Source organism: Candidatus Rhodoluna planktonica (assembly GCF_001854225.1).
GTDB lineage: Bacteria > Actinomycetota > Actinomycetes > Actinomycetales > Microbacteriaceae > Rhodoluna > Rhodoluna planktonica.
Genome location: NZ_CP015208.1, coordinates 82,792 through 103,497, shown reverse-complemented (window position 1 = coordinate 103,497; position 20,706 = coordinate 82,792). Strand labels below are relative to the sequence as shown.

The window sequence follows — 20,706 nt, the reverse complement described above, 5'->3', positions numbered from 1 at the left end:
TTTGCGCGTGCAGAGTGGCTCAAATTCACTTCAGGTATTCAGCATGAGCCCAACGCCTATCGAACCCTGCCGAACGATAGACGACCTGTACTGGGGTAGTTATGAGTAATGTCACACCCAATAACTAACCTCAAATCATGCTTAGACAGTGGGGGCTGGTGCTGCGAAAGTTTATCCTTTCGGTCGCAGCTTTACTAAGCATGGGTGTTGTCAGCGGTGTGGTGGTTGGTTGTTTTCTTTGGGTTCGCTCCAACCCTCAGTTTTTTCTAGCCACCACACCTTCCCCCGCAATCTCTGACCCAAACAAAATCGATCCCGATAAATCAATCAACTGGGATTACAGCCCGCGGGTCATCACGGTTGCCGAGGGAATGTGGCAGATTGATGATTTTGTGGTCGGTTGGGCTGATTCGAAAATTCAACAAGACAAACCCTGCCAAATTTTTAACGACTGTCTTTTTGTTGAGATTCGCGAAATTGGCTTTTGCCCGATGAACGTAATTGTCAGTTATTCGATGTGGCCAGAGGTCGGGCCCGAAATTGGAAATGATGTGCTTGTGCTTGCACCGAATGAAGCTGTCGGGATTCACGAAATTGGCACCAACAGCGAAAAGCAGTTTTCCAATTTTTCTTTCGACGGAATTCGTTGTGACTTGCCAGTGCTAGAAGAACCTGGCGAAATCTAATGGGTTGGTTATTCGACTATATGAAAGCTTGGGTCTTTGACGCCAAGCCAGATGCACCAACCCCTAAAAACGAAAAGAAACCAGCAGCCTCCCCACCTCAAGGAAAAATGTCTGAGGGCGACATACACTCAGGCCCTGGCGGTTATGAAGGCGGAAGCTACTCAGACGGTTATGTCGCCGATTATCGCAATGGCGAGAACTAATTACCGAAGGTGTTCACCAAAGAACTTTTCGATGCGCGCCCATGCGTCGGCGGCAGCTTCGGGATTCGGCTTCGCACCGCTAATGCGCAGCAGGGTGCCGAAAAATGGGCCACCTGCCTGGTGCGGGTTCATGAACGCGTGACCTGCATCCGGGTATTCCTTGATGTCGTGCGCAATCTTTCTTTCGCTTAGCGCCTCTTCGAGCTTGCTTGCCGCGCCGACCAGCTGTTTATCTTTGGCACCAAAACTGCCAATGATTGGGCAGGCACCTTCGAGCACCGAATCAATGTCTTTCGGCATCATTCCATAATTAATAGCGGATGCATCGTAGCCCCGGTTTGCTAACAGCAGCGCAAAGCCACCACCCATACAAAAACCGATGACACCAATCTTGTCGGTGGTGTCAGGTCGGGCAAGCAAGTTTGCTTTCGCAGCTGCAACGTCGTCGAATGCTTGACCCTTGCCCGCGGTTAGCGCTTTGAAGGTCGCGGTTAGGCATTTGCGTGCACCACCTCGGCTAAACAGGTCAGGCATCAAAACCACATAACCGGCTTGGGCTAGGCGCGTTATCTGAGCGCGCATCGCTTCATCGATGCCGAACACTTCGTGCACCATAACCACGGCAGGATACGGCCCCAACCCAGCACTTGCCGGCGGGGTCGCAATGACACCTTTAAGTTCTGGGGTGATTTGAATGTCGCGCAGTTCAACAGTGGTTGAGGTCATAGCTTAAATCTATGCCACCGCTATTTGAATAAGCAGTCCTAGCATCTAGAAAGCAAAGCTGAAACGAAGAGCCTTTAGTCTAGAATTCGCAACTCTACTTTTCGAGCGGTTTTAAACGATTGCGTACCGCTAAGCGCACCAAAACCTGCGTGATAAATCCAAGTCTTTGCACCATTTGCCTTCAAAAACTTTGCCACCTCCAAAGCACGATCCGCTGCAAGCTTTTGTTCCACTTTGCTTCCCTGGTTGAAGCTCGCGGTAAATCCAGTAACTGCAATTCGTACTCCAGATTGATTAGTTCTTGCAATTACCCCAAGCAATCTAACTTTTGCACTTGCGGTGAGTTTGGCTGAATCAGGCAGAAAATAAACAGGTTCTGAGAATTTTCTGCCCGATAGAACTGGCTGGCTTTTACCTGGAATTACTGTGAAAAAAGGTCTTTGTAAATAAGTGGGCAGGGTTACCACTGGGCTAGAAGTCGCGCCTGCCTCATTAAGTGAAACTGCTTCGACGGTAAAGTCTCCAACAGAGAGATTGATTGGAACTTCAAGCACTGACGTGTCGGGCGTAAGTGGAATGGTCAAGGTCCGGATTAGCTTTCCTTTGAGATCAATAAATTTCACTTCAACACTTGAATCCACATTTTCTGAAGGCTGCGCATCCAACTTCAACTTAACTAAGCTACCTTTTAAGCCCTTGGCTTTCGTAATTGCAACCGATTCAATCTGCACTGGTGGTGCTAACGGTTTGGGTGCAGGCGCAGGTGGCGGAGCGTAGTTGGGGCTCTGTGACTGAGATTGAACCGGTGACGCAGAAACTGATCCTGATGCACTTCCGTCGCCAGCAGTATTAACAGCAAGAAGTTTGACACTGTAGGAAGTACCGTTAGTCAAACCAGTGATCACAATTGGACTGGAAGTGCTTCCGGCACTCACCCAAGTGCCACCACCATCTACCGAATACTTGTAATTCGAAATTGTCGCCCCACCGTTATTTGCAGGTGCAGTAAACGGAACACTCAACTGCCCATCGCCAGCCGCTATCGACCCAATAGTCGGAGCATCCGGCGCAACAACAGTTGCTGTAGTGACTTCAGTAGTCACCTTGAGGTTTTGAATTTCGCCTGTTGTACCCCAAGTGTTTGGGTTCAAAGGGTGCGTCATCAACATAAAGTCGCCATTGTTATAGGCATTTCTAGTGAATTTTCGTTCTGACGAGGTTTCACCAGTCCCAGAAATCAATGAACACTGATCAACACCGGCAGAGCCAACCGCAACAGTTGTGTTTTGGTAGCTGGGGTTTTGTTTAACCCCATCAATCCAGATTTCTTGAAGATTGCTTGCCTTAGAAGGCGACGGCACCATAACAAATTTGTACGAATGAAAGTTGGTTCTGTCGGGCACCGCGACCCCGTATACGTCACTGTTAAAGGTGTTGAAGCCAATAAAGTTTGAATGACGATAAATGTTGTAGTAAGCGAAGCCTTGACTACCGCCAAGACCAAAAACCATCGATCCAGAATTCTGCGCCGCACATCCGGTGTCTGGGAATTTTGCACTGAATTCCACAGTGATTTTGGACATGTCTGTCGTGGTGCCCAAGTTGCCCTTGAGATAATTTCCGGTTAACCCAGTGGATGTATTAGGGAAACTTACTCCAGTCGTGGCGCTAAAAGTGGGTGTACCAATGACGGTCAAGTCTGCTAATTTTCCTGAAGCGTTATTCGTAACTATCGAACCCGACGGGTTTGCAGTTGTGAAATCAACATCAACTACAACAGTCGTTAGTTGCGCTGCAGATGCTAGGGGAAGAGCTTGGCCCAGCGAAGTCACTGAAATGACTGCACTAAGCAGTACTGATAAATACTTTTTCATAGCCCCCCAGAAATTTTTGTGCCGGTGTAGTACTACACCGTTCGCGAGTTAACCTTTGTATTACGCATTTAGTTTTCCACACTAACGAAATTAGATATAGTAAACAATCACAAAATAGTAGTCCGATCCAAACACCACGCCAATTAATCAATCTCCAGCATCGCCGGATCACCAATCCGAATAAAGGCTTCATCCATTTCTACATATTCGACTTCGATTTCGTTGCCGGCATCGTCTTCATCGATGTCGTCATACCAACTGCCGTTGAAGGTTGCCGAAGCTTCAATCACAAACTCGGCACCTTTAAGCTGTGGCGACAGCGGTTTTATACCTCCCTCGATTTGGCTTAGCAGCAGTGCCATCATCTCGGAATCGTCTTTCAATACCCAGCCGATGAATTCACCACTTTTGGTTAGCACCTTGAAACTGTTGAAATAAGGCGATTCGGTATCACGAAAAATTCGCACTTTGATTCGCCTGGTGAACTCATCATCTGCACCGCGCTTGCCTGCAATCTTCTTAGCCAAATCCTCGTCGAGGTGTTTTAGGTTGAAGCCAATCTCATGAACTTTGCCGCTCAGCACTTTGACAATCACGCGGCCATCCTGATCGGTGTTGGGGGCTTTGCCTGCCTCAACAAAACCTAGATCATTTTCGTTGGCCATATAACCCTGCTCGTTGCGCGGTGTCATGTCGCGTCTTGCACTTCGCAAAATTTCTTGATCTTGCTCGAGTTTCTTTGCTTGCTTTTTGATGCTGCGGCTAAACAACCAAAGTATCAGCGCGACCAGCAGAATCCATTCCATAAATCCCCCTCGTACATAAAAGAGGTATCAGGATGGTGCGACAGCGGTCGTGAGTCTAGAGAAATTTTGGGGACAGTTGCGAATCCCAGATTAAAACGTCTGCCTTGGCACCTAAAGCAAGCGATCCAAAACCAACCAGCCCGTACGCTTTTGCCACGTTTGATGTTGCAGCACGAAGGGCCGAATCAAGCGAACCAGACCACTCAGCATAGTTTCTGACCGCAGCGTCAATGGTCAAGGTTGAACCGGCGATGCTGCCAGTTTTTACCCTTGCTACACCGGCAACAACATCAACTTCGAGAGCGCCCAGGCTGTAATTGCCGTCGCCCTTGCCGGCAGCGGCCATGGCATCGGTGACCAAAATAAGTTTGTCGGAAGGTAAAAGTCGAGCAACCGTTGGCGCCACGTGAACTCCATCGGCGATCAGTTCGAGCCAAACATTTGGTGAATCAATCGCCGCCAAAACCGGACCAGGTTCGCGATGATGAATCGAGCGCATTCCGTTAAACGCGTGCGTGAGCACAGTAGCTCCGTCGGCAAAGGCCTGACTAGCTACCTGGTAATCGGCATCGGTGTGGCCTACACAAATCTTGACGCCAGCTTCGAGCAGCATCTTCACTATGTGTTCTGAAGTTAGTTCTGGAGCTAAAGTTATCGAGCGAACGAGGCCATTACCCGAAGAAAGCAATCGCGCAACGGCATCAACTGTTGGCACCTGCAGAATCTCGGGGTTATGAGCCCCCTTGTGGGAGTGGGATAAGAACGGGCCCTCTAGATGAATGCCTAACAGGCGGTTGTCGAATTTAGCAACAGCATTTGCCTGCACCAAAGAGTGACAAAGCTCATCAATCGAGTTGCTCACCAGACTCAAAATTACCGAGCGCGAACCGTGCTGTTCCTCAAAATCTAAAATCTGGCGCATTGCCTCAGCGCCATCTTCCACAGCGAAACCATTGGCACCGTGTGTGTGGCTATCGATAAGGCCGGGGCTAATCAAGGCACCTTTAGCGTCAATTATTCGAATAGCCGTATGCTGTTGCCAGTCTTCACCGGTGCCGCTGGCTAAAACTGTTTCGTCAAAAAGTAGCCAACCATTTTCAACAGTTGTTTCGCCATCAAATAGGAGGGCCGAGTGGATGAGAGTCTTAGGAGCAGACAATGATCTCAACACCCTGCTCGTTAAATTTGGCCTCGACTTCGGCATCAATTGGTGCATCGGTGATTATGGCCTTTATCTGACTTGGCTTGCAAATGCGAGCAAAAGCTGTGGTACCAATCTTTTGACTGGTGGTCACCACGTAAACCTCTTTAGCGGCCTCAGCGATCAGTTGATCTATTCGGGCTTCACCCTCGTGGTTGGCTGTTGCACCAACTACCGGGTCAACGCCGTTGACACCCAAAAAGGCAACATCGATAACTAATCCTTCGAGCATGCCAGCTGCATAGTCGCCAATTAACTCGTAAGAATGCGGGCGAGCAACCCCGCCGGTAACCACAATTTTTACGTTCGGGCGGATAACCATTTCAGTTGCGATATTGATTGCGTTGGTTACCACGGTGAGAGTCGTGTTGCCGTCTTTGCTGACAAACTTTTTAGCGTTGCTCAGTGCGCGTGCAATCTCCGTCGTGGTTGTGCCACCGTTGATACCAATTACCGCGCCGCTGTTGAGCATGTCAGCGACGTGCTTGGCAATTTTTAGCTTTCCAGACTGACCCTTCGCTGTTTTGTAGCGAAGCGGCAAATCATAGGCATTTCCAGTTGCCTGAATGCCACCGTGGGTGCGGTCCACTAACTGACTTTCAGACAGGTAGTCAAAATCACGTCGCACCGTTGCGACTGAGACTTTTAGAGCTTCTGCTGCGGTTTCAACATCTAGCGAACCAGTTTTGGCAATCATTTCGAGAATCTGATTCATGCGCTCATTTCGAGACATAACCGAACCTCTCTCCTGTTTTGTTGCCATAAAACATCGACCGTCTTACTTTATTCCACCCGCGGTTAGACCACTGACGAGCCACTTTTCGATGAACATGAACAGGATGACCACCGGCACAATTGCAATCAGCGAAACTGCGAAAAGGTAGTTCCACTGCACTTCATAAAGACCGATGAAGTTTGTGATACCAACAGTGAGCGGTCGAAGTTCTGGCGAACTTGTCAGCGTCAATGCAATCACAAACTCGTTCCAAGCAGCGATAAAGGTAAAGATGACTGCGGTCACCAATCCAGGAAGTGCCATAGGCAACGTCACTCTGGTTAGAACCGTAAATCGGCTGCAGCCGTCAAGCATCGCGGCCTCTTCGATTTCGGCAGGAATAGCCGAGAAGAACCCGCTAAGAATCCATACCGAAAATGCCAAGTTAAAGGCGGCATTCACCAAGATCAAAGACATGAAGTTGTTCACCATGCCCAGTGCCACAAACTCTCGATAGAGACCGATCACAAGTGAAGTCGGGGCAAACATTTGGGTGATAAGCACCAAGAACAGAATCGCGCCTCGACCCTTGAACTTGAAACGAGCTAGATAGTAGGCAGCCGGGATTGAAACCAACATCACTAGTAAAGTTGCTGCGACCGAAATAATCAGTGTGTTGCGAATGTAGGTTGCCACCGGCGCCGCATTGAAAACTTCAATGAAGTTGCCAAACTCAAACGATGAGGGAAAGTAGTTTGCCGGAATCTGATTGAGTTCAGATTTCGGGCTAACCGCAGTGATGAACATGCGGAAGTAGGGAATTAGGAAAAGTGCCGCAACGGCAAAACCTATTACGCTCAGGCTTAGTTTTTTGACTGCAATCATGACTAGTCCTCCTGCTTCTTAGTGAAGCCTGATGCTCGAAGGTAAAGCGCTACGAAAACCAAAATAATGATGAAGTTGAAAACTGAAAGTGCAGCCGATTGGCCTACTTCTTGAGACCTAAATGCCAGTTTGTACATCAGCGTGGTTGTGGTGTCGGTGTCATAGCCTGGGCCACCTGCGGTCATCACCCAAATGATTGGGAATGAATTGAAAACGTTAATTAGGTTGATTACGGTGCCGACGAAAAGTGCAGTCAGCAAGTTTGGCAAAGTGATTTGAAAATAGGTCTTGCCCCAACCGGCACCGTCAACGCGGGCGGCTTCATAGATATCTTGCGGAATCGTTTGCAAACCGGCAAGCAACACAAAAGTTGTAAAAGGAATTGAAACGAAAACGGCTACCACAATTAGCCATGGGAAAGAAGTTTGTGCCGAACCTAACCAGTCGACGTTCTCGTCAATCAAGCCAAGGTCAAGCAGCACGCGGTTAATGATTCCGTAATAGCCGTCGAGCATCCATCTGAATGATGTGGCGGTCATAATTACCGAAGATGCCCATGGAACGATTAGCGCCCATCGAACAATTTTGCGACCGGGAAACTTTGCATTCAAGAGCTGCGCTAAAACAAGAGAGATCAGAACTGTGATGGTTACAACAACAATTACCCAGAAGACTGTTCGAATTAGAGTGGCCACCAGGTTGGGGTTTTCAAGCAGTTCGGCGTAATTGTCAAAACCGTTGAAACCTTTTTCGCGACCAGAAGATGAAATCTTCATCATCGAAGTTTTGACCATTTCGAAAACTGGCCAAAGCACGATTGCAAAAATCATTAGCAACATAGGCCCGAGCCAAAGAACTGGGCTATTGCCAAACTTCGACAACTTACCAACCAACTGTTTCACTTCGATCCTCTCTGAACGAATGGAATAAGCCTATTGAAAAGGCGGGGTCCGGAAGTATCCGAACCCCGCCCATCCATCTATAGGAGAGGTTTAGCCCTCGGTCTTTGCAGCAATAGCCTCAAGGATTGACATGATGTCAGCTCCCTTTTCTACTGCCTTACCGATGGTCTGTTGCATTTCACCCTGAACTGCTGGCCAAGTGGCTTCAGCGCCTGGGTAGAACACAGCGTTAGGAAGAACTGCGATGTATGGTGCCAAAGCAGGGTCGCTTGACATTGCTTCACCAGCAGACTTGGTTGCAGGAAGGAATCCTCCAGCAGCCTTTAGGAATGCTGCGTAGTTGTCAGGCTGGTACAGGAACGCCATGAACTTCTGAACAGCTTCCTTGTTTCCGTCCTTCTTGAAACCAAAGAAGTAGTCCTGTACTCCTAGGGTGATTGACTCACCGTCTGCGCGGTTGGTTGGGAATGGCGCAATTCCATAGTCAACAGTGCTGCCCTTTTCTTCAAGAACTGAAGGTAGGAAGATAGCGCCGTTGAGCATTGCAGCCTTACCCTCAGCGAAGAGTGCGAAAGCACCGTCGGTGCGGTTAAAGGTTGCTGGGTTTGGGTTGGTTAGACCGTCTGCTACAAGACCCGACAGGAACTCAAGAGTCTCGACGTTCTTTGAGTCGGTGATGGTCCAAGCGCCATCCTTGTAAACGCCACCGTCGTTGCTGTTTGACCAGATCATGAATTCGGCCTGAGCCTCTTCAGGGCCTAGCGGCAATGCAAGTGGGGTTACGCCAGGAACGGCCGCTTTGATCTTCTCGGCTGCGGCACGAAGACCATCCCAGGTCTTGATGTCGTCGGCGGTTACGCCAGCCTTAGCAAAGATTTCTTTGTTGTAGAAGAAAAGACGAGCCGAAGCAAGGTCTGGAACTGCATACGCGGTGCCGTTGTACTTCGAGTTGTCCATGAAGGTAGGAATCATATCTGCAAGAACATCTGCAGGAAGCAATTCATCTGCGGTGTATAGCAGGTCATCGGCGGCGAAGCTTGAGAAGTAGTTCAAGTTTCCAATGTCAGGAAGGTCATTGGTCTGAACCATGGTCTTAATCTTCTGATCGATGTCGTTCCAGCTGACAACCTCAACCTCGACGGTGATGTTTGGGTTGTCGGCTTCGAAGCGCTGAACTAGATCGTCGAAGTATGGCTGCATGTCGTCGGTGTACTGAGCAGCAACAACGCGGATGGTTGTGTTAGCCGGTTCGGCTGAACACGCGGCTAGGCCAGTGGCGGCCAACAAGCCTGAAAGCGCAACTGCGGTGCCACGCGCCCATTTCTTGATGTTCATAACTTTCCTTTCAGAAATTTTCTAGATCGCGAGAGGTATCTTGATCTGCGGTTGCCCCGGGTTTGCCCTCGGCTACAAGTGTGACTCTATAACCATCACAACCATTTGATGTAATTTGATTGATAACAATTTGATTTCATCAAAAGTTATCTATTTCTTAAAATGGGCTTAACAGTTGAATTTACGGGGAATTACGAACATCAACGAGATTATCTCGGATCGCAAATCTTTAAAAATTAGATTTGGTTTGTTTATTTTTGATGTTTTTTGATTGAAACATGCTAGAAATACACATAATGTATGTTTTGCACCAGTTTTAGAACCGACCTAAGGAGACCTCATGGCCATCCACGCAACTGCCGAGATCAACAGTCAACCTGAAATTTGGGCTGAGGCGATCGCTATTTATCCACAAGTTGCTGGCTTGCTTCCAAAGAAAGGCGAGCGTGTCGCATTTGTTGGCTGCGGAACATCCTGGTTCATGTCTATGATTTCGGCAGCCCGCCGCGAATCGCTTGGTCAAGGCGAGAGCGACGCGTTCACCGCTGCAGAGTTTCCATATGGCCGCAACTACGACCGAATTGTGGCAATCACCAGGTCGGGTACCACAACCGAGGTGGTCCATTTTCTCGAGAAAATCAAGGGCCACACTCCAACCGTGGTCATTACCGCGGTTCCTGATTCACCGGTAACCGAGCATGCTGACGAAGTGATTCTGATCCCGTTCGCCGATGAAGAGTCTGTATTGCAGACTCGTTTTGCGACTGCAGTGCTTGCACTGATTCGCACTCACCTAGGCGAAAACCTCGACGGGGCAATCGACCAGTGCCGCCAGGCGTTGACAATGCCATTAGACCCAGAGCTGGTTGCTGCCGAGCAGATTAGCTTTTTAGGTCAGGGCTGGACTGTGGGCATGGCCCAAGAAGCGGCTCTAAAAACCCGCGAGTCTTCGCAGTTTTGGGCTGAGGCCTATCCAGCCATGGACTATCGTCACGGCCCAATTTCAATTGCGCAAAAGGGTCGAGTTGTTTGGGCCTTCGGTGAAGTTCCTGAAGGGCTCGAAGAAGACGTTGAGCGCACCGGAGCTAAGTTTGTGTCTTCAGACTGGGACCCTATGGCACATCTGGTAGTTGCTCAGCGAGTTGCGGTCGCAATTGCTGACCGCAAAGGTGTCGATGCAGATAACCCTCGTCACCTAGCGCGTTCGATTATTCTGGCTGGTAAATAACCGGCAGGAACTAAATGGGCTCAATTCTCGGACTCGATCTAGGCGGAACCGCCATAAAGTCGGGCGTGCTTAGCGATTCGAGTCAGTTTATTGATACTCGCAACAACCCCACTCCGCAAAACGACCCATCTGGCATTGCTGCGGCCGAGGCACTGGCCGAGATTGTTTTAGATTACAAAGAAACCCACAAACTCGATGCCGTTGGTTTAGTCATACCGGGATTGGTTGATTCTGAACGCGGAATCTCGGTTTTTAGTGGCACTCTCGGATGGCGCAATTTTGCAATCGTTGACGAGGTCGAGAAACGAACCGGCATTCGCACCTACCTTGAGCACGATGTTACGGCGGCTGGAATTGCCGAACTAAGGCTTGGTGCAAGCAGGGAATTCAACGACTCTATTTTGATTCAAATCGGCACCGGTATTGCAGCGGCCTACGTGTTAAACAAGAAAATATTCAAGCCCCACAGCCAAATGGGTGAATTTGGTCACGCTCCCATTTTTAACGACCGGCCATGTCCCTGCGGACTTAACGGATGTCTAGAAATGACAGCGTCTGGTGGCGCTCTATCAAGAAATTACGCAGCGCTCACTGGCGAAAAAATAAGTCCCCTCGAAATTGTCGAGCGAGCAAAATCGGGCGAGAGACAGGCCAGTGACTTGTGGCACGAATTTGGCGAAGCTATGGCTTTCGGAATCGCTTGGCTGGCAAGCACCACCGGCCCAGAAGCGGTTATTTTAGGAGGCGGCATCGCAAAGGCCGGCGCTGAACTAATTGAGGTTATCGAAAAAGGTCTGCAACACCGCCTTAGTATTCATCTAAAACCTAAGTTGGTAATTTCAGAGCTGGACGATAAAGCAGCGGCAATTGGGTCGGCATTCTCAGCTAAAGACAGATACTTGGCTTCATGACACTAGTTCTGAGTCTTAGCCCAGCGGTTGACGTCACCTACGAATTGCAAGACCTTAAGGTTGGCGAGAGCAATCGCGTTGAACGCGTAACAAAGAAAATTGGCGGCAAGGCAACCAATGTTGCTTCCGTTTTAAAACAACTGGGACATGAACCGGCAATTCTAACCGCCTTGGGTGGGTCGGTAACCGACTGGTTCACAACTACTCTAAGCTCAACGTTTCACAACTCGACTGTGATACCAATTGCGACTGAAACCCGCACTAGTGTCACTGTCTTTGATGGCGATGCGACCGTACTGAACGAACCTCCAGCGGCAATATCGGCAGCTGAACTCGAAGAAATTAAGCGGGCTCTAAGCCAAAGACTAATCGGTGAGGATTACCTAGTTATTTCTGGGAGAATGCCTGCCGGAGTGGGCCCAAACGAACTCGCCTCGTTGATTTCGTTAGCTAACCAAACGCGGATTAGGGTCTGCATAGACACCACAGGAGATCATCTGTTAGCCGCTGCCGAGGCTCATGCGTGGTTGCTAAAGCCGAACGAGATTGAAGCGATGGATGCCGCTGGCACGAAAACTGCGGATGAGGCGGCAAAGCACCTGTTATCACTGGGTGCCCTAAATGTCTTGCTCTCACGAGGCGAAAAAGGGATTTCGCTGTACCGTCACGGGCTTGAAACTTTAGAGTTTAGGCAAATCGAAAGATTGAATGGAAACCCAACTGGTGCCGGTGATGCCTCGCTCGCCGGATTCATTGGTGCAAAACTTGACGGGCTAAGCGATGAAATTGCTCTTCGACATTCAGTTGCCGCTGGGTCAGCTGCTGTGTTAGCTGTGAGTGCCGGCGAGATTGATTTGTCTATGTTTAAAAATTTGATTAAACCCAATTAGGAAATTATGAGTCTTGTATCGCCTTTTGAAATGTTTTCGCAGTTATCTGCCGGAAAAGCCATTGGCGCCTTCAACGTGATTCAAATTGAACATGCCCAGGCAATTGTCTCAGCCGCCGAAGAAATGAATGCCCCGGTATTTCTGCAGCTTTCGCAGAATGCAATTAAGTACCACGGTGCGCTTGCACCAATTGGGTTGGCCATGCTTTCAATCGCCCAAGCCAGTAGTGCCCAGGTTGCAGTGCATCTAGATCATGCCGATGATTTGACTCTCATCAGTGAGGCAATAAGCCTAGGTTTCAATTCCATAATGTTTGATGGTTCTCACCTAACCTTTGCCGACAACGTTTCAACTACGAAGTCACTTTCTTCAAAATGTCGTGACGCTGGCATTTGGTTAGAAGCCGAACTTGGCGAAATTGGTGGCAAGGACGGCGTCCATTCGCCCACCGTGCGAACCAAACCAGGCGAGGCTGCGGCATTTGTGAGCGAAACCTCCGTTGATGGTTTGGCTGTTGCTGTCGGTTCATCACATGCCATGACAACAAAAGAGGCCGCACTTGACGTCGATCTAATCTCAACTATTCATAAGGTGGTCGATGTTCCACTGGTGCTTCATGGTTCTTCAGGCGTCAGCGATGAGAATATTGCTGCGGCAATTAGAGCGGGTATTCGCAAGATTAATGTCTCGACGGATCTGAACCAGAAAATGACTCAGGCAATCTTCGAGTACCTTTCGGCAAATCCAAATTCGCATGATCCACGCAAATATTTGGGAGCAGCTCGTACTGCGGTGAAATCTGCTGTTTCAAACTATCTGCACATTTTTGGTTATTGAACCTAATTTTCTTGATTGACTTCACTCATGAACACTCTCAAGCAAATAGCCCGATTTATCCTTGGCACTGCTTTGACCTTCGCTGGCTTTGCCCACCTTGGCCCGGCTCGAGCCGAATTTCAAGCCCAGGTACCAAGCTGGGTGCCGCTCGATGCTGACTTCGTGGTGTTGGCAAGTGGTGTGGTCGAAATCGCTCTGGGTATTTGGTTGGCATCCGGTTTCAAATCGCATATCGCCGGCATCGTCGCAGCAGCGTTTTTCATTGCAATTTTCCCGGGGAATATTTCACAGTGGCTTACCGGTACATCAGCGTTTGGTCTGAACACCGATGAAGCACGATTCATCCGCTTGTTCTTTCAACCGGTCTTGGTGATCTGGGCGCTGTGGGCCACCGGCGGTTGGGCTTGGCTGCGCGGTCGCAAACTCAGTAATCTTTGGCCGGACTAATAGTTTGTGGCTCGACCATTAGTTGAGTTATCAACCTAGACTTGCGGCATGAATAAATGGGGGACTAAAAATACTGCACTGCTATCTGCTGCGATTCTTATCGGCGCAGCAGTCGTTGCGGGCTCTTCGGCAAACGCATCTTCGGTCGGCACCTTAGTTTGCGTTAACTCGAAAACTCAAGTGATTGAGCTAGCAAAAAACAACAAATGCAAGAGTGGTTACCGAGCCCTGAGAATTGGTGCAGCAACTGCCGCACAAAACTCTCCAGTCGTATCAACGTCGCCCAGCCCTTCTGCTTCCAACAGCCCCGCGCCATCACCATCGGCTTCACCGGTGCAAAACATCTACAACCCGTTAAATATTTACGATGCCACCGGAAGAAAATTAGGTGCATTGGTGGAGGCTAACCCCCAGGGCACATGGACAGCTCTGGTTGGAAACTATCCGGTAAGTTTCAACCCAAATGATGGCCTAATTATTGATAACTCAAATGCCGGTTACTACACATCAAGCAACTGCACAGGCACCGTTTACTGGCCGATTGCACCTAATGCACCTCGTTTTGGTTCTAGCGACCCGCTATTTATTAACACATTGACACCAAGCCGAGCAAGGGCATCAACGGTTTTACTGATGGTCAAAGATTCGTCAGCAACAGCCCTAACTATGGGCGGAACCATGTATCGATCCGATGTCGGTGGGGCTTGCATACTTGACGGCGAATTTTCAAACAACAACTATGCAAACAGCGAAATGAAGTGGGTGCCAATGCGCCAGGTAGCAACGGTGACAGATGCGGTAGGGCCACTTTCAATCAGACAGTAGCCACTAATTCAGTATTGACACCTGGTTCGCTGGCACTAACATTTGGATTATCCAACAACGAACGGTGTTGAAATGAAAAAATATCTAGCCGCTGCCGCTGCAGCTGCCCTGCTAACTTTTGGTGCTTCTCCCGCACAGGCAATTGACTTGCCATTTCCTGCGCCAGTGCCGAACATCCCAACCGACCCAGTTTTTCCAAACTTGCCATTGCCGACCGGACCACTACCAACTGGGCCGCTGCCAACACTGCCTGGTGGCATCCCCGACATTAGTTCGCTGCTGAATGGCACCACACCTTTTGACCCAAGCCAGATACCAAACCTTGGCTCGCTAGGTTCGGGTGACTTTGCCAAACTAAACCCCGAGTCTTTTGCAAACTTTGATGTGAAAGATATCGACAAGCTTTCAACTAACACCATCAAAGGTTTTACCCCCGAACAGTTTGCCGCACTAGACCCAAGTGCAATTAAGTCGTTCGACCTCAAGCAGTTGGCTGCCCTGCCACCATCAGCTGCTGCCGGCGTTGACCCAGCAGCACTGGCTGCATTTTCGCCAACCGCGTTGAAGGGGCTAACCCCAAGTTTCATCGATGGCATGTTGCCTGAAGCTTTTGCCGGCCTAAACCCAACTCAGCTGAAGCAAATGGCAGTGACTCAGCTGAAGGCGCTTGATGCTGAACAGTTGGCCAACATCACCCCGGCAACAATCAAGAGTTTGATTCCAGCACAGGTGAAAGCACTTTTGCCAGCGAGCATCGAGGGTCTTATCGACACTCAGTTGGCCGCATTGCCTGCGTCGACCTTCAACGCTCTAAGCGTTACCCAGTTGAAGGCGCTCACCCCAGATGCACTTGAGGGCTTGATTCCGGCACAGTTCAAAACTTTGATTGCCAACGAGTTGAAGGTTCTCACCGACCAGCAATTGGCCGCCATGAAGCCAAATGTGATGGCGTCACTAACGCCAGCGCAATTAAAGGGCCTAACCCCAACCAATTTGCCTGGACTTCAAGATGCCCAACTAGCGACCATTCCGGTGAACACCTTCAAAGCTTTCACCCCGGTGCAACTTGGTGCCCTAGCGCCTGAGGCTATGGATGGCATCACGCCCAAGCAACTCGATTTGCTAAACATCAAGCAGTTTGCTGCATTAGATGCCATTCAACTTGCTGCAATCACTCCAACCACTTTGGCCAAAATTGATGGGCCGCAATTGAACACCTTGACACTCGAAGAACTCACCGCACTTACAACCGATCAGGTAGCTGCTATTCCAGAACCGGTCATAGCTACCTTGAGTGTTGAAGAGCGCGCCGCAATATTGGCCTAGGTTGAAAAGTCAAGAGCGCGCCGCAATACTGGCCTAGGTTGAATAGTAAAGGGCTCAGCGCAAGCTGGGCCCTTTACTTCTTGAGTCAATTTGTCGCGAGAATGCGACTAACCCCTTCCGGTTAGCCGATCAACATCACCGAGAATCTCATCAAATTCAGCCTCAGTTAGCAGGCCCAACTCAAGCACAACAGCGCGCACCGACTGCCCGGTTTCTTGCGCTCGTTTGGCCACCGCGGTTGCACTTTCGTAACCGATGCGCGGTGACAGTGCGGTTACCAAACCGATCGAGTTTTCTACAGTGCGACGTAAGAATTCCTCGTTGGCGGTTATTCCGTTAACGCAAAATTCGCGTAGTGTTTTACATCCTCGGCGCAGATACACGATGCTCATCATCAGCGAACGAGCAATGATTGGCTCGAATGCGTTCAGCTGCAACTGCCCGGCCTCAGAGGCCATCGAAACCGTGGTGTCGTTGCCGATTACGGTGAAGGCAATCTGGTTGACAACCTCTGGAATAACCGGATTCACCTTGCCCGGCATAATCGACGAGCCGGCCTGTCGAGGTGGCAAATTGATTTCACCAAAACCGGCGCGAGGGCCGCTGGAGAGCAGGCGCAAATCGTTAGCAATTTTTGAAAGCTTGATCGCCACACGCTTCAGCACACTCGAAGATGTGACAAAAACACCGGTGTCTTGGGTTGCCTCGATTAGGTTGTCGGCAACCACAAAATTGTGCTCTGTGATCACGCTTAGGTGGCGGCAAACCGCCTCGGCATAACCTTCGGGGGTGTTCAACTGCGTACCAATTGCGGTACCGCCTAGGTTGATTTCACTGAGCAAGCGAATCGCTTCGCGCAACCGCGACTCATCCTCGGCAATGGTCACACCATAGGCAACAAACTCTTGCCCAAGTGTCATTGGCACCGCATCTTGCAACTGAGTTCGGCCCATCTTGATAACCGAAGCGAACTCGGCACCCTTGGCGGCAAATGATTCACGTAGCAGCTTCAACTCATCTAGCAGCGCCATAATTTCGATGATCAACGCGACCTTAACCGCGGTCGGGTAGACATCGTTGGTCGACTGCGACATGTTCACGTGATTCAACGGATGGATGTGCTCGTACTCACCTTTTTTGAACCCGGCGATTTCGAGCGCGCGGTTTGCGATCACCTCGTTGGCATTCATGTTGGTACTGGTGCCGGCACCACCCTGAATTGCATCGACCACAAACTCGCTATCAAATTTGCCATCGCGCACTTCTTGGCAAGCCTTTTGAATCGGCAAAAATTGTTCGGTCGCCAGTTCACCCAGTTCGTGGTTGGCCAGCGCCGAGGCTTCTTTGATGAAAGCCAGTGCGCGCACCAGGGAACGATAGTGCCCGATCGGAACACCAGAGATTTCGAAGTTCTCTAGCGCCCGAGCGGTGTGCACACCCCAGTAGGCGTTGACTGGCACATCCAAGTTGCCCAGTAAATCGTGTTCGCTGCGAGTTTCTAGCTTTTGGCTACTCATTTCGATTACCTATCTTGGAAAAACCGGGCGAGACTGCAACATCATGTCTTCAGCGACGCGCACCACCTGATGCGAGTATCCGTTTTCGTTGTCGTACCAGATGTAAACCACACCGTGACGGCCGCTTGCTATGGTTGCTAGACCATCGACAATACCGGCACGGTTTGAACCGATGAAGTCAGTTGAAACCACCTCGGGTGACTCGATGTAATCGATCTGATTTCGGGTCGCTGGGTTCTGCGAGGCGGCACGCAACACCGAGTTCAATTCAGCTCGGGTGACATCCTTTTCGAATGTCAGATTCAAAATCGCCATTGAAACATCAGGGGTCGGAACGCGAATCGCATTTCCGGTTAGCTTGCCTTCAAAACTTGGCAATGCTTTTGCAACCGCAGAGGCAGCACCGGTCTCGGTGATCACCATGTTCAGCACCGCAGAGCGTCCGCGTCGATCACCCTTGTGGAAGTTGTCGGTGAGGTTCTGATCGTTGGTGAACGAGTGCACTGTTTCAACGTGACCGTGCACAACACCAAAGTTATCTTCAAGCACTTTCAGCACTGGAACAATCGCGTTTGTGGTGCACGACGCGGCGGTAACAATTTTCTGGTCGGCCAAGTTTTGGTGGTTGATGCCGTAAACCACGTTAGGCAAATTGCCTTTGCCCGGCGCAGTTAGCAACACTCGCTCAACACCTTTAGCCTTTAGGTGCTGTTCGAGACCTTCTTGGTCGCGCCACTTTCCGGTGTTATCAATCACCAAAGCGTTCTTGATTCCATACTGCTCGTAATCGACACTGGCCGGATCAGTTGAGTAGATGACCTTAATTTCGATGCCGTTGACGATGATCATGCTGCGTTCTTCGTCAACCGAAATAGTTCCCTCAAACATGCCGTGCACCGAGTCGCGGCGCAGCAAGCTAGCGCGCTTCACCAAGTCGGCGGTGCTGCCGCGGCGAACCACGATTGCTCGCAGCTTGAGTCCGCGGCGATCACCATCGTGTGCTACGAGGATGCGTGCTACCAAGCGACCGATTCGACCAAAGCCGTAAAGCACAACATCGCGTTCTGATTCGGTGATCACCGAAACCATCTGAGATATTTCGCGCAATTCTTCGCGAACGAACTCATCCAGCTGCTTGCCTGATTCTTTCTGCTTTGAAAGCATGCGGGCTATATCGATTGATGCTGGACCCAAACCGAGGCGATCAAGTAGGCGAATCAGCGATGCTGCACGAGAGATGTCTAGCGGTACACCGTCGATGTGTCGGGCATACTTCATCGCTTTCAATAGCTGCACCGGAGTGCGGTTGATTAGCGAACGACCGTGCACCGAAAGCAAAACTCCGTTACTGCGGTAGAGGCGACCAATCAGTGGCACCAGCGATTCAGCGGTGCTTAGCGACTGTTCCCAAACTTGGCTTAGCGAAGCCAATCTAGTTTCTGCTTCTTCAATGAGCCGCTTTGGGGCACGATCGCCGAAGGCATCCAAGAATCGCTGAATCGACTCGAGGTCTTTCACCACAGCATCGTGGTTCCAGTCAAGCAACTGCTGCTGGTCTGCTTCAGGCAGGTCTAGCTCTGAAACACCAAGGTCGGCCAAGTTGGGCAGGTTACCGATTGCTGTCTCGTTGGCCGAAACTTTGCCTTCGATGCGCTGCGCCATCCAACGCAAAACTCTTGCATTTTCACCGAAACCTGGCCAAACAAATTTGCCTTCATCGTTCTTCAAGAACCAGTTGACCCTGAAGATTTTGGGAAGCTTGAGCTCTGGGTTGTCACCAAAACTTAGCCAGTGGTTCCAGTAGTCGGCCATGTTGTATCCGGCGAAAGGAAGCATGGCAAATGGGTCACGTCTAACTTCACCAACCGGGCCTTCGGCAGCTGCGGTTTGCTCGCTTGCCATGGTGGCGCCCATGAAAACACCGTGCTGCCAGTTGTTTGCCTCGGTTACCAACGGAATATCTTTGGCACGACGACCACCAAAAATGATCGCGTCAAGCTCGACACCCGCAGGGTCATCCCAGTCAGCGGCAATTGTTGGGCAGTTGCGCGCCGGCGAGGTGAAGCGACCGTTTGGATGTGCGGCAGGTAGCCCCGAGTTTTTGTCGTGCTTTTCACCACGCCAGTTGATTAGGTTGTCTGGCACCTCTTTGGTCATACCCTCCCACCAAACGTCGCCGTCTTCAGTTAGAGCAACGTTGGTGAAAATAGTTTCTTTAGCGACCAACTCCATGGCAACCGGATTGGTCTTAAAGCTGGTACCGGGCGCAACTCCGAAGAATCCGTTTTCTGGGTTGATTGCGCGCAAACGCCCATTCGGTGCCGGTGCAATCCAGGCGATGTCGTCACCAAGGGTTTCGACTTTCCAGTCTTTGATGCCCGGCTGCAACATGGCCAAGTTGGTTTTGCCACAGGCCGAGGGGAAGGCTGCACTGAGGTGAAACTTTTTACCCTCGGGGCTGATCAAGCGCATGATGAGCATGTGCTCGGCAAGCCAACCCTCGTTGCGGGCTAGCACCGAACCGATGCGCAGAGACATACATTTTTTGCCTAGCAACGCATTGCCGCCGTAACCAGAACCGAATGACCAAACTTCGAGGGTCTCTGGAAAGTGGGAGATGTATTTTTCTTTATTGCTTGGCCAAACACTGTCATCGTTTGGTGCCCCAACCGAGTGCATGGTGGCAACCCAGTTTGCGCCCGAGCGAATGCGGTCGAATAGCGCGGGGTCGACCCGAGTCATAAGGTGCATGTTCACCACGACGTACTCGCTATCGGTTAGTTGCACACCGTATCGGGCAAGCGGTGAATCTAGTGGACCCATCGAAAACGGGATGACGTACATCGTGCGACCGCGCATCGATCCATCGAAGAGTGGGATCAGGCGATCTTTCATATCGTCTGGCGCCATCCAGTTATTGGTTGGGCCGGCATCTATTTGCTTGCTGGCGCAAATGAAGGTTCGCTCTTCAACGCGGGCTACGTCTGCTGGGTCGGTGCGAGCCAGGTAAGAATTGGGGCGCTTTTCTGGGTTTAGTGGAATGAAGGTTCCGCGCTCAACCAATTTTTTGGTGAGCTCTTGATATTCAGCGGTTGAACCATCGCACCAGACAATTTGGTCTGGCTTGGTAAGTTCGGCAACCTGCATCACCCACTTATCCAGCCCTAATTGCTGCGGGACATTTTGCTGGAGCGGGTGTGCGCTCATTACCGGCCTTTCGTCATTGAAAGAATTCGCTTTACATTTTCAGGCTAACAAACCTGGTGGCTTGTTTCCTGAAAATCGTTCGTATCCATACGAACTGACTCAAAATCGTTATGTAGATTGGCAAATCTGGAGGCACATCGACAGCGAGCCAGGTCATCTTTGACCCGTTGCGTCGTCACACTAAC

At 50.3% G+C, this 20,706-nt stretch carries 19 protein-coding genes; 9 read left to right on the top strand and 10 right to left on the bottom strand.

The features are described 5' to 3' along the window. The first annotated feature begins 137 nt into the window (after window positions 1–137). Both A4Z71_RS00485 and A4Z71_RS00480 read left to right on the top strand, forming a co-directional pair. Window positions 138–686, top strand: coding sequence for a hypothetical protein (locus A4Z71_RS00485; RefSeq protein WP_145943863.1), 549 nt, complete (start codon window positions 138–140; stop codon window positions 684–686). Next, complete coding sequence (locus tag A4Z71_RS00480; RefSeq protein ID WP_070954052.1) at window positions 686–889, top strand: hypothetical protein; 204 nt, start codon at window positions 686–688, stop codon at window positions 887–889. Before A4Z71_RS00485 ends, A4Z71_RS00480 begins: the two co-directional genes overlap by 1 nt. Here the strand turns inward: A4Z71_RS00480 and A4Z71_RS00475 are convergent, their stop codons facing one another. The 8 genes from A4Z71_RS00475 to A4Z71_RS00440 form a co-directional block, all read right to left on the bottom strand. Further along, complete coding sequence (locus A4Z71_RS00475) at window positions 890–1,615, bottom strand: dienelactone hydrolase family protein (RefSeq protein ID WP_070954051.1); 726 nt, start codon at window positions 1,613–1,615, stop codon at window positions 890–892. Window positions 1,616–1,689: 74 nt separating this feature from the next. Further along, window positions 1,690–3,489 carry an OmpA family protein gene (locus tag A4Z71_RS00470; RefSeq protein WP_084028355.1) on the bottom strand — a complete coding sequence of 600 codons (1,800 nt, stop codon included), beginning with the start codon at window positions 3,487–3,489 and terminating at the stop codon, window positions 1,690–1,692. 143 nt (window positions 3,490–3,632) lie between these two features. Further along, window positions 3,633–4,295 carry a hypothetical protein gene (locus A4Z71_RS00465; RefSeq protein ID WP_070954049.1) on the bottom strand — a complete coding sequence of 221 codons (663 nt, stop codon included), beginning with the start codon at window positions 4,293–4,295 and terminating at the stop codon, window positions 3,633–3,635. A gap of 55 nt (window positions 4,296–4,350) precedes the next feature. Next, entirely contained in the window at window positions 4,351–5,454 is a 1,104-nt protein-coding gene (gene nagA / locus A4Z71_RS00460; protein WP_070954048.1) for an N-acetylglucosamine-6-phosphate deacetylase, read from the bottom strand. After that, on the bottom strand, window positions 5,441–6,229 hold the full coding sequence (locus A4Z71_RS00455; RefSeq protein ID WP_070955165.1) for a DeoR/GlpR family DNA-binding transcription regulator: 789 nt from the start codon (window positions 6,227–6,229) through the stop codon (window positions 5,441–5,443). Before A4Z71_RS00455 ends, nagA begins: the two co-directional genes overlap by 14 nt. 45 nt (window positions 6,230–6,274) lie before the next feature. Beyond that, entirely contained in the window at window positions 6,275–7,096 is an 822-nt protein-coding gene (locus tag A4Z71_RS00450) for a carbohydrate ABC transporter permease (protein WP_070954047.1), read from the bottom strand. 2 nt (window positions 7,097–7,098) lie between these two features. Then, window positions 7,099–7,998, bottom strand: coding sequence for a carbohydrate ABC transporter permease (locus A4Z71_RS00445; protein WP_202816208.1), 900 nt, complete (start codon window positions 7,996–7,998; stop codon window positions 7,099–7,101). A 90-nt stretch (window positions 7,999–8,088) separates the two neighbouring features. Then, on the bottom strand, window positions 8,089–9,333 hold the full coding sequence (locus A4Z71_RS00440) for an extracellular solute-binding protein (RefSeq protein ID WP_070954045.1): 1,245 nt from the start codon (window positions 9,331–9,333) through the stop codon (window positions 8,089–8,091). 340 nt (window positions 9,334–9,673) lie between these two features. Here A4Z71_RS00440 and A4Z71_RS00435 point away from each other — a divergent pair, with 340 nt between their 5' ends. The 7 genes from A4Z71_RS00435 to A4Z71_RS00405 all read left to right on the top strand — a co-directional run bounded on the left by A4Z71_RS00435 (window position 9,674) and on the right by A4Z71_RS00405 (window position 15,797). Continuing rightward, window positions 9,674–10,561 (top strand): SIS domain-containing protein, encoded by an 888-nt coding sequence (locus A4Z71_RS00435; RefSeq protein WP_070954044.1) that lies wholly within the window; start codon window positions 9,674–9,676, stop codon window positions 10,559–10,561. A 14-nt stretch (window positions 10,562–10,575) separates the two neighbouring features. Further along, window positions 10,576–11,472, top strand: a complete 897-nt coding sequence (locus tag A4Z71_RS00430; protein WP_070954043.1) for an ROK family protein — start codon at window positions 10,576–10,578, stop codon at window positions 11,470–11,472. Beyond that, window positions 11,469–12,362 (top strand): 1-phosphofructokinase family hexose kinase, encoded by an 894-nt coding sequence (locus tag A4Z71_RS00425; protein WP_070954042.1) that lies wholly within the window; start codon window positions 11,469–11,471, stop codon window positions 12,360–12,362. The genes A4Z71_RS00430 and A4Z71_RS00425 overlap by 4 nt, the downstream gene beginning before the upstream one ends. Window positions 12,363–12,368: 6 nt before the next feature. Further along, entirely contained in the window at window positions 12,369–13,199 is an 831-nt protein-coding gene (locus A4Z71_RS00420; RefSeq protein ID WP_070954041.1) for a class II fructose-bisphosphate aldolase, read from the top strand. A gap of 27 nt (window positions 13,200–13,226) precedes the next feature. Continuing rightward, window positions 13,227–13,646, top strand: coding sequence for a DoxX family protein (locus A4Z71_RS00415; protein ID WP_070954040.1), 420 nt, complete (start codon window positions 13,227–13,229; stop codon window positions 13,644–13,646). A 48-nt stretch (window positions 13,647–13,694) separates the two neighbouring features. Further along, a complete protein-coding gene (locus tag A4Z71_RS00410) occupies window positions 13,695–14,471 on the top strand; it encodes a hypothetical protein (RefSeq protein ID WP_070954039.1) in 777 nt (258 codons plus the stop codon). Between the two features lie 72 nt (window positions 14,472–14,543). Beyond that, entirely contained in the window at window positions 14,544–15,797 is a 1,254-nt protein-coding gene (locus tag A4Z71_RS00405) for a hypothetical protein (protein ID WP_070954038.1), read from the top strand. Between the two features lie 107 nt (window positions 15,798–15,904). On the opposite strand, the gene A4Z71_RS00400 is transcribed toward A4Z71_RS00405, so the two are convergent. Together A4Z71_RS00400 and A4Z71_RS07180 are read right to left on the bottom strand one after the other, a co-directional pair. Continuing rightward, a complete protein-coding gene (locus A4Z71_RS00400) occupies window positions 15,905–17,314 on the bottom strand; it encodes an aspartate ammonia-lyase (RefSeq protein ID WP_070954037.1) in 1,410 nt (469 codons plus the stop codon). Window positions 17,315–17,323: 9 nt separating this feature from the next. Continuing rightward, window positions 17,324–20,521: a phosphoenolpyruvate carboxykinase (GTP) gene (locus tag A4Z71_RS07180; protein ID WP_084028352.1), complete on the bottom strand. Its 3,198-nt coding sequence runs from the start codon at window positions 20,519–20,521 to the stop codon at window positions 17,324–17,326. Window positions 20,522–20,706: the final 185 nt, after the last annotated feature.

Coding starts and splice junctions, on each gene's coding strand:
- A4Z71_RS00485 (WP_145943863.1), top strand. CDS start 138: ATGCTTAGACAGTGGGGGCTGGTGCTGCGAAAGTTTATCCTTTCGGTC.
- A4Z71_RS00480 (WP_070954052.1), top strand. CDS start 686: ATGGGTTGGTTATTCGACTATATGAAAGCTTGGGTCTTTGACGCCAAG.
- A4Z71_RS00475 (WP_070954051.1), bottom strand. CDS start 1,615: ATGACCTCAACCACTGTTGAACTGCGCGACATTCAAATCACCCCAGAA.
- A4Z71_RS00470 (WP_084028355.1), bottom strand. CDS start 3,489: ATGAAAAAGTATTTATCAGTACTGCTTAGTGCAGTCATTTCAGTGACT.
- A4Z71_RS00465 (WP_070954049.1), bottom strand. CDS start 4,295: ATGGAATGGATTCTGCTGGTCGCGCTGATACTTTGGTTGTTTAGCCGC.
- A4Z71_RS00455 (WP_070955165.1), bottom strand. CDS start 6,229: ATGTCTCGAAATGAGCGCATGAATCAGATTCTCGAAATGATTGCCAAA.
- A4Z71_RS00450 (WP_070954047.1), bottom strand. CDS start 7,096: ATGATTGCAGTCAAAAAACTAAGCCTGAGCGTAATAGGTTTTGCCGTT.
- A4Z71_RS00440 (WP_070954045.1), bottom strand. CDS start 9,333: ATGAACATCAAGAAATGGGCGCGTGGCACCGCAGTTGCGCTTTCAGGC.
- A4Z71_RS00435 (WP_070954044.1), top strand. CDS start 9,674: ATGGCCATCCACGCAACTGCCGAGATCAACAGTCAACCTGAAATTTGG.
- A4Z71_RS00430 (WP_070954043.1), top strand. CDS start 10,576: ATGGGCTCAATTCTCGGACTCGATCTAGGCGGAACCGCCATAAAGTCG.
- A4Z71_RS00425 (WP_070954042.1), top strand. CDS start 11,469: ATGACACTAGTTCTGAGTCTTAGCCCAGCGGTTGACGTCACCTACGAA.
- A4Z71_RS00420 (WP_070954041.1), top strand. CDS start 12,369: ATGAGTCTTGTATCGCCTTTTGAAATGTTTTCGCAGTTATCTGCCGGA.
- A4Z71_RS00415 (WP_070954040.1), top strand. CDS start 13,227: ATGAACACTCTCAAGCAAATAGCCCGATTTATCCTTGGCACTGCTTTG.
- A4Z71_RS00410 (WP_070954039.1), top strand. CDS start 13,695: ATGAATAAATGGGGGACTAAAAATACTGCACTGCTATCTGCTGCGATT.
- A4Z71_RS00405 (WP_070954038.1), top strand. CDS start 14,544: ATGAAAAAATATCTAGCCGCTGCCGCTGCAGCTGCCCTGCTAACTTTT.
- A4Z71_RS00400 (WP_070954037.1), bottom strand. CDS start 17,314: ATGAGTAGCCAAAAGCTAGAAACTCGCAGCGAACACGATTTACTGGGC.
- A4Z71_RS07180 (WP_084028352.1), bottom strand. CDS start 20,521: ATGAGCGCACACCCGCTCCAGCAAAATGTCCCGCAGCAATTAGGGCTG.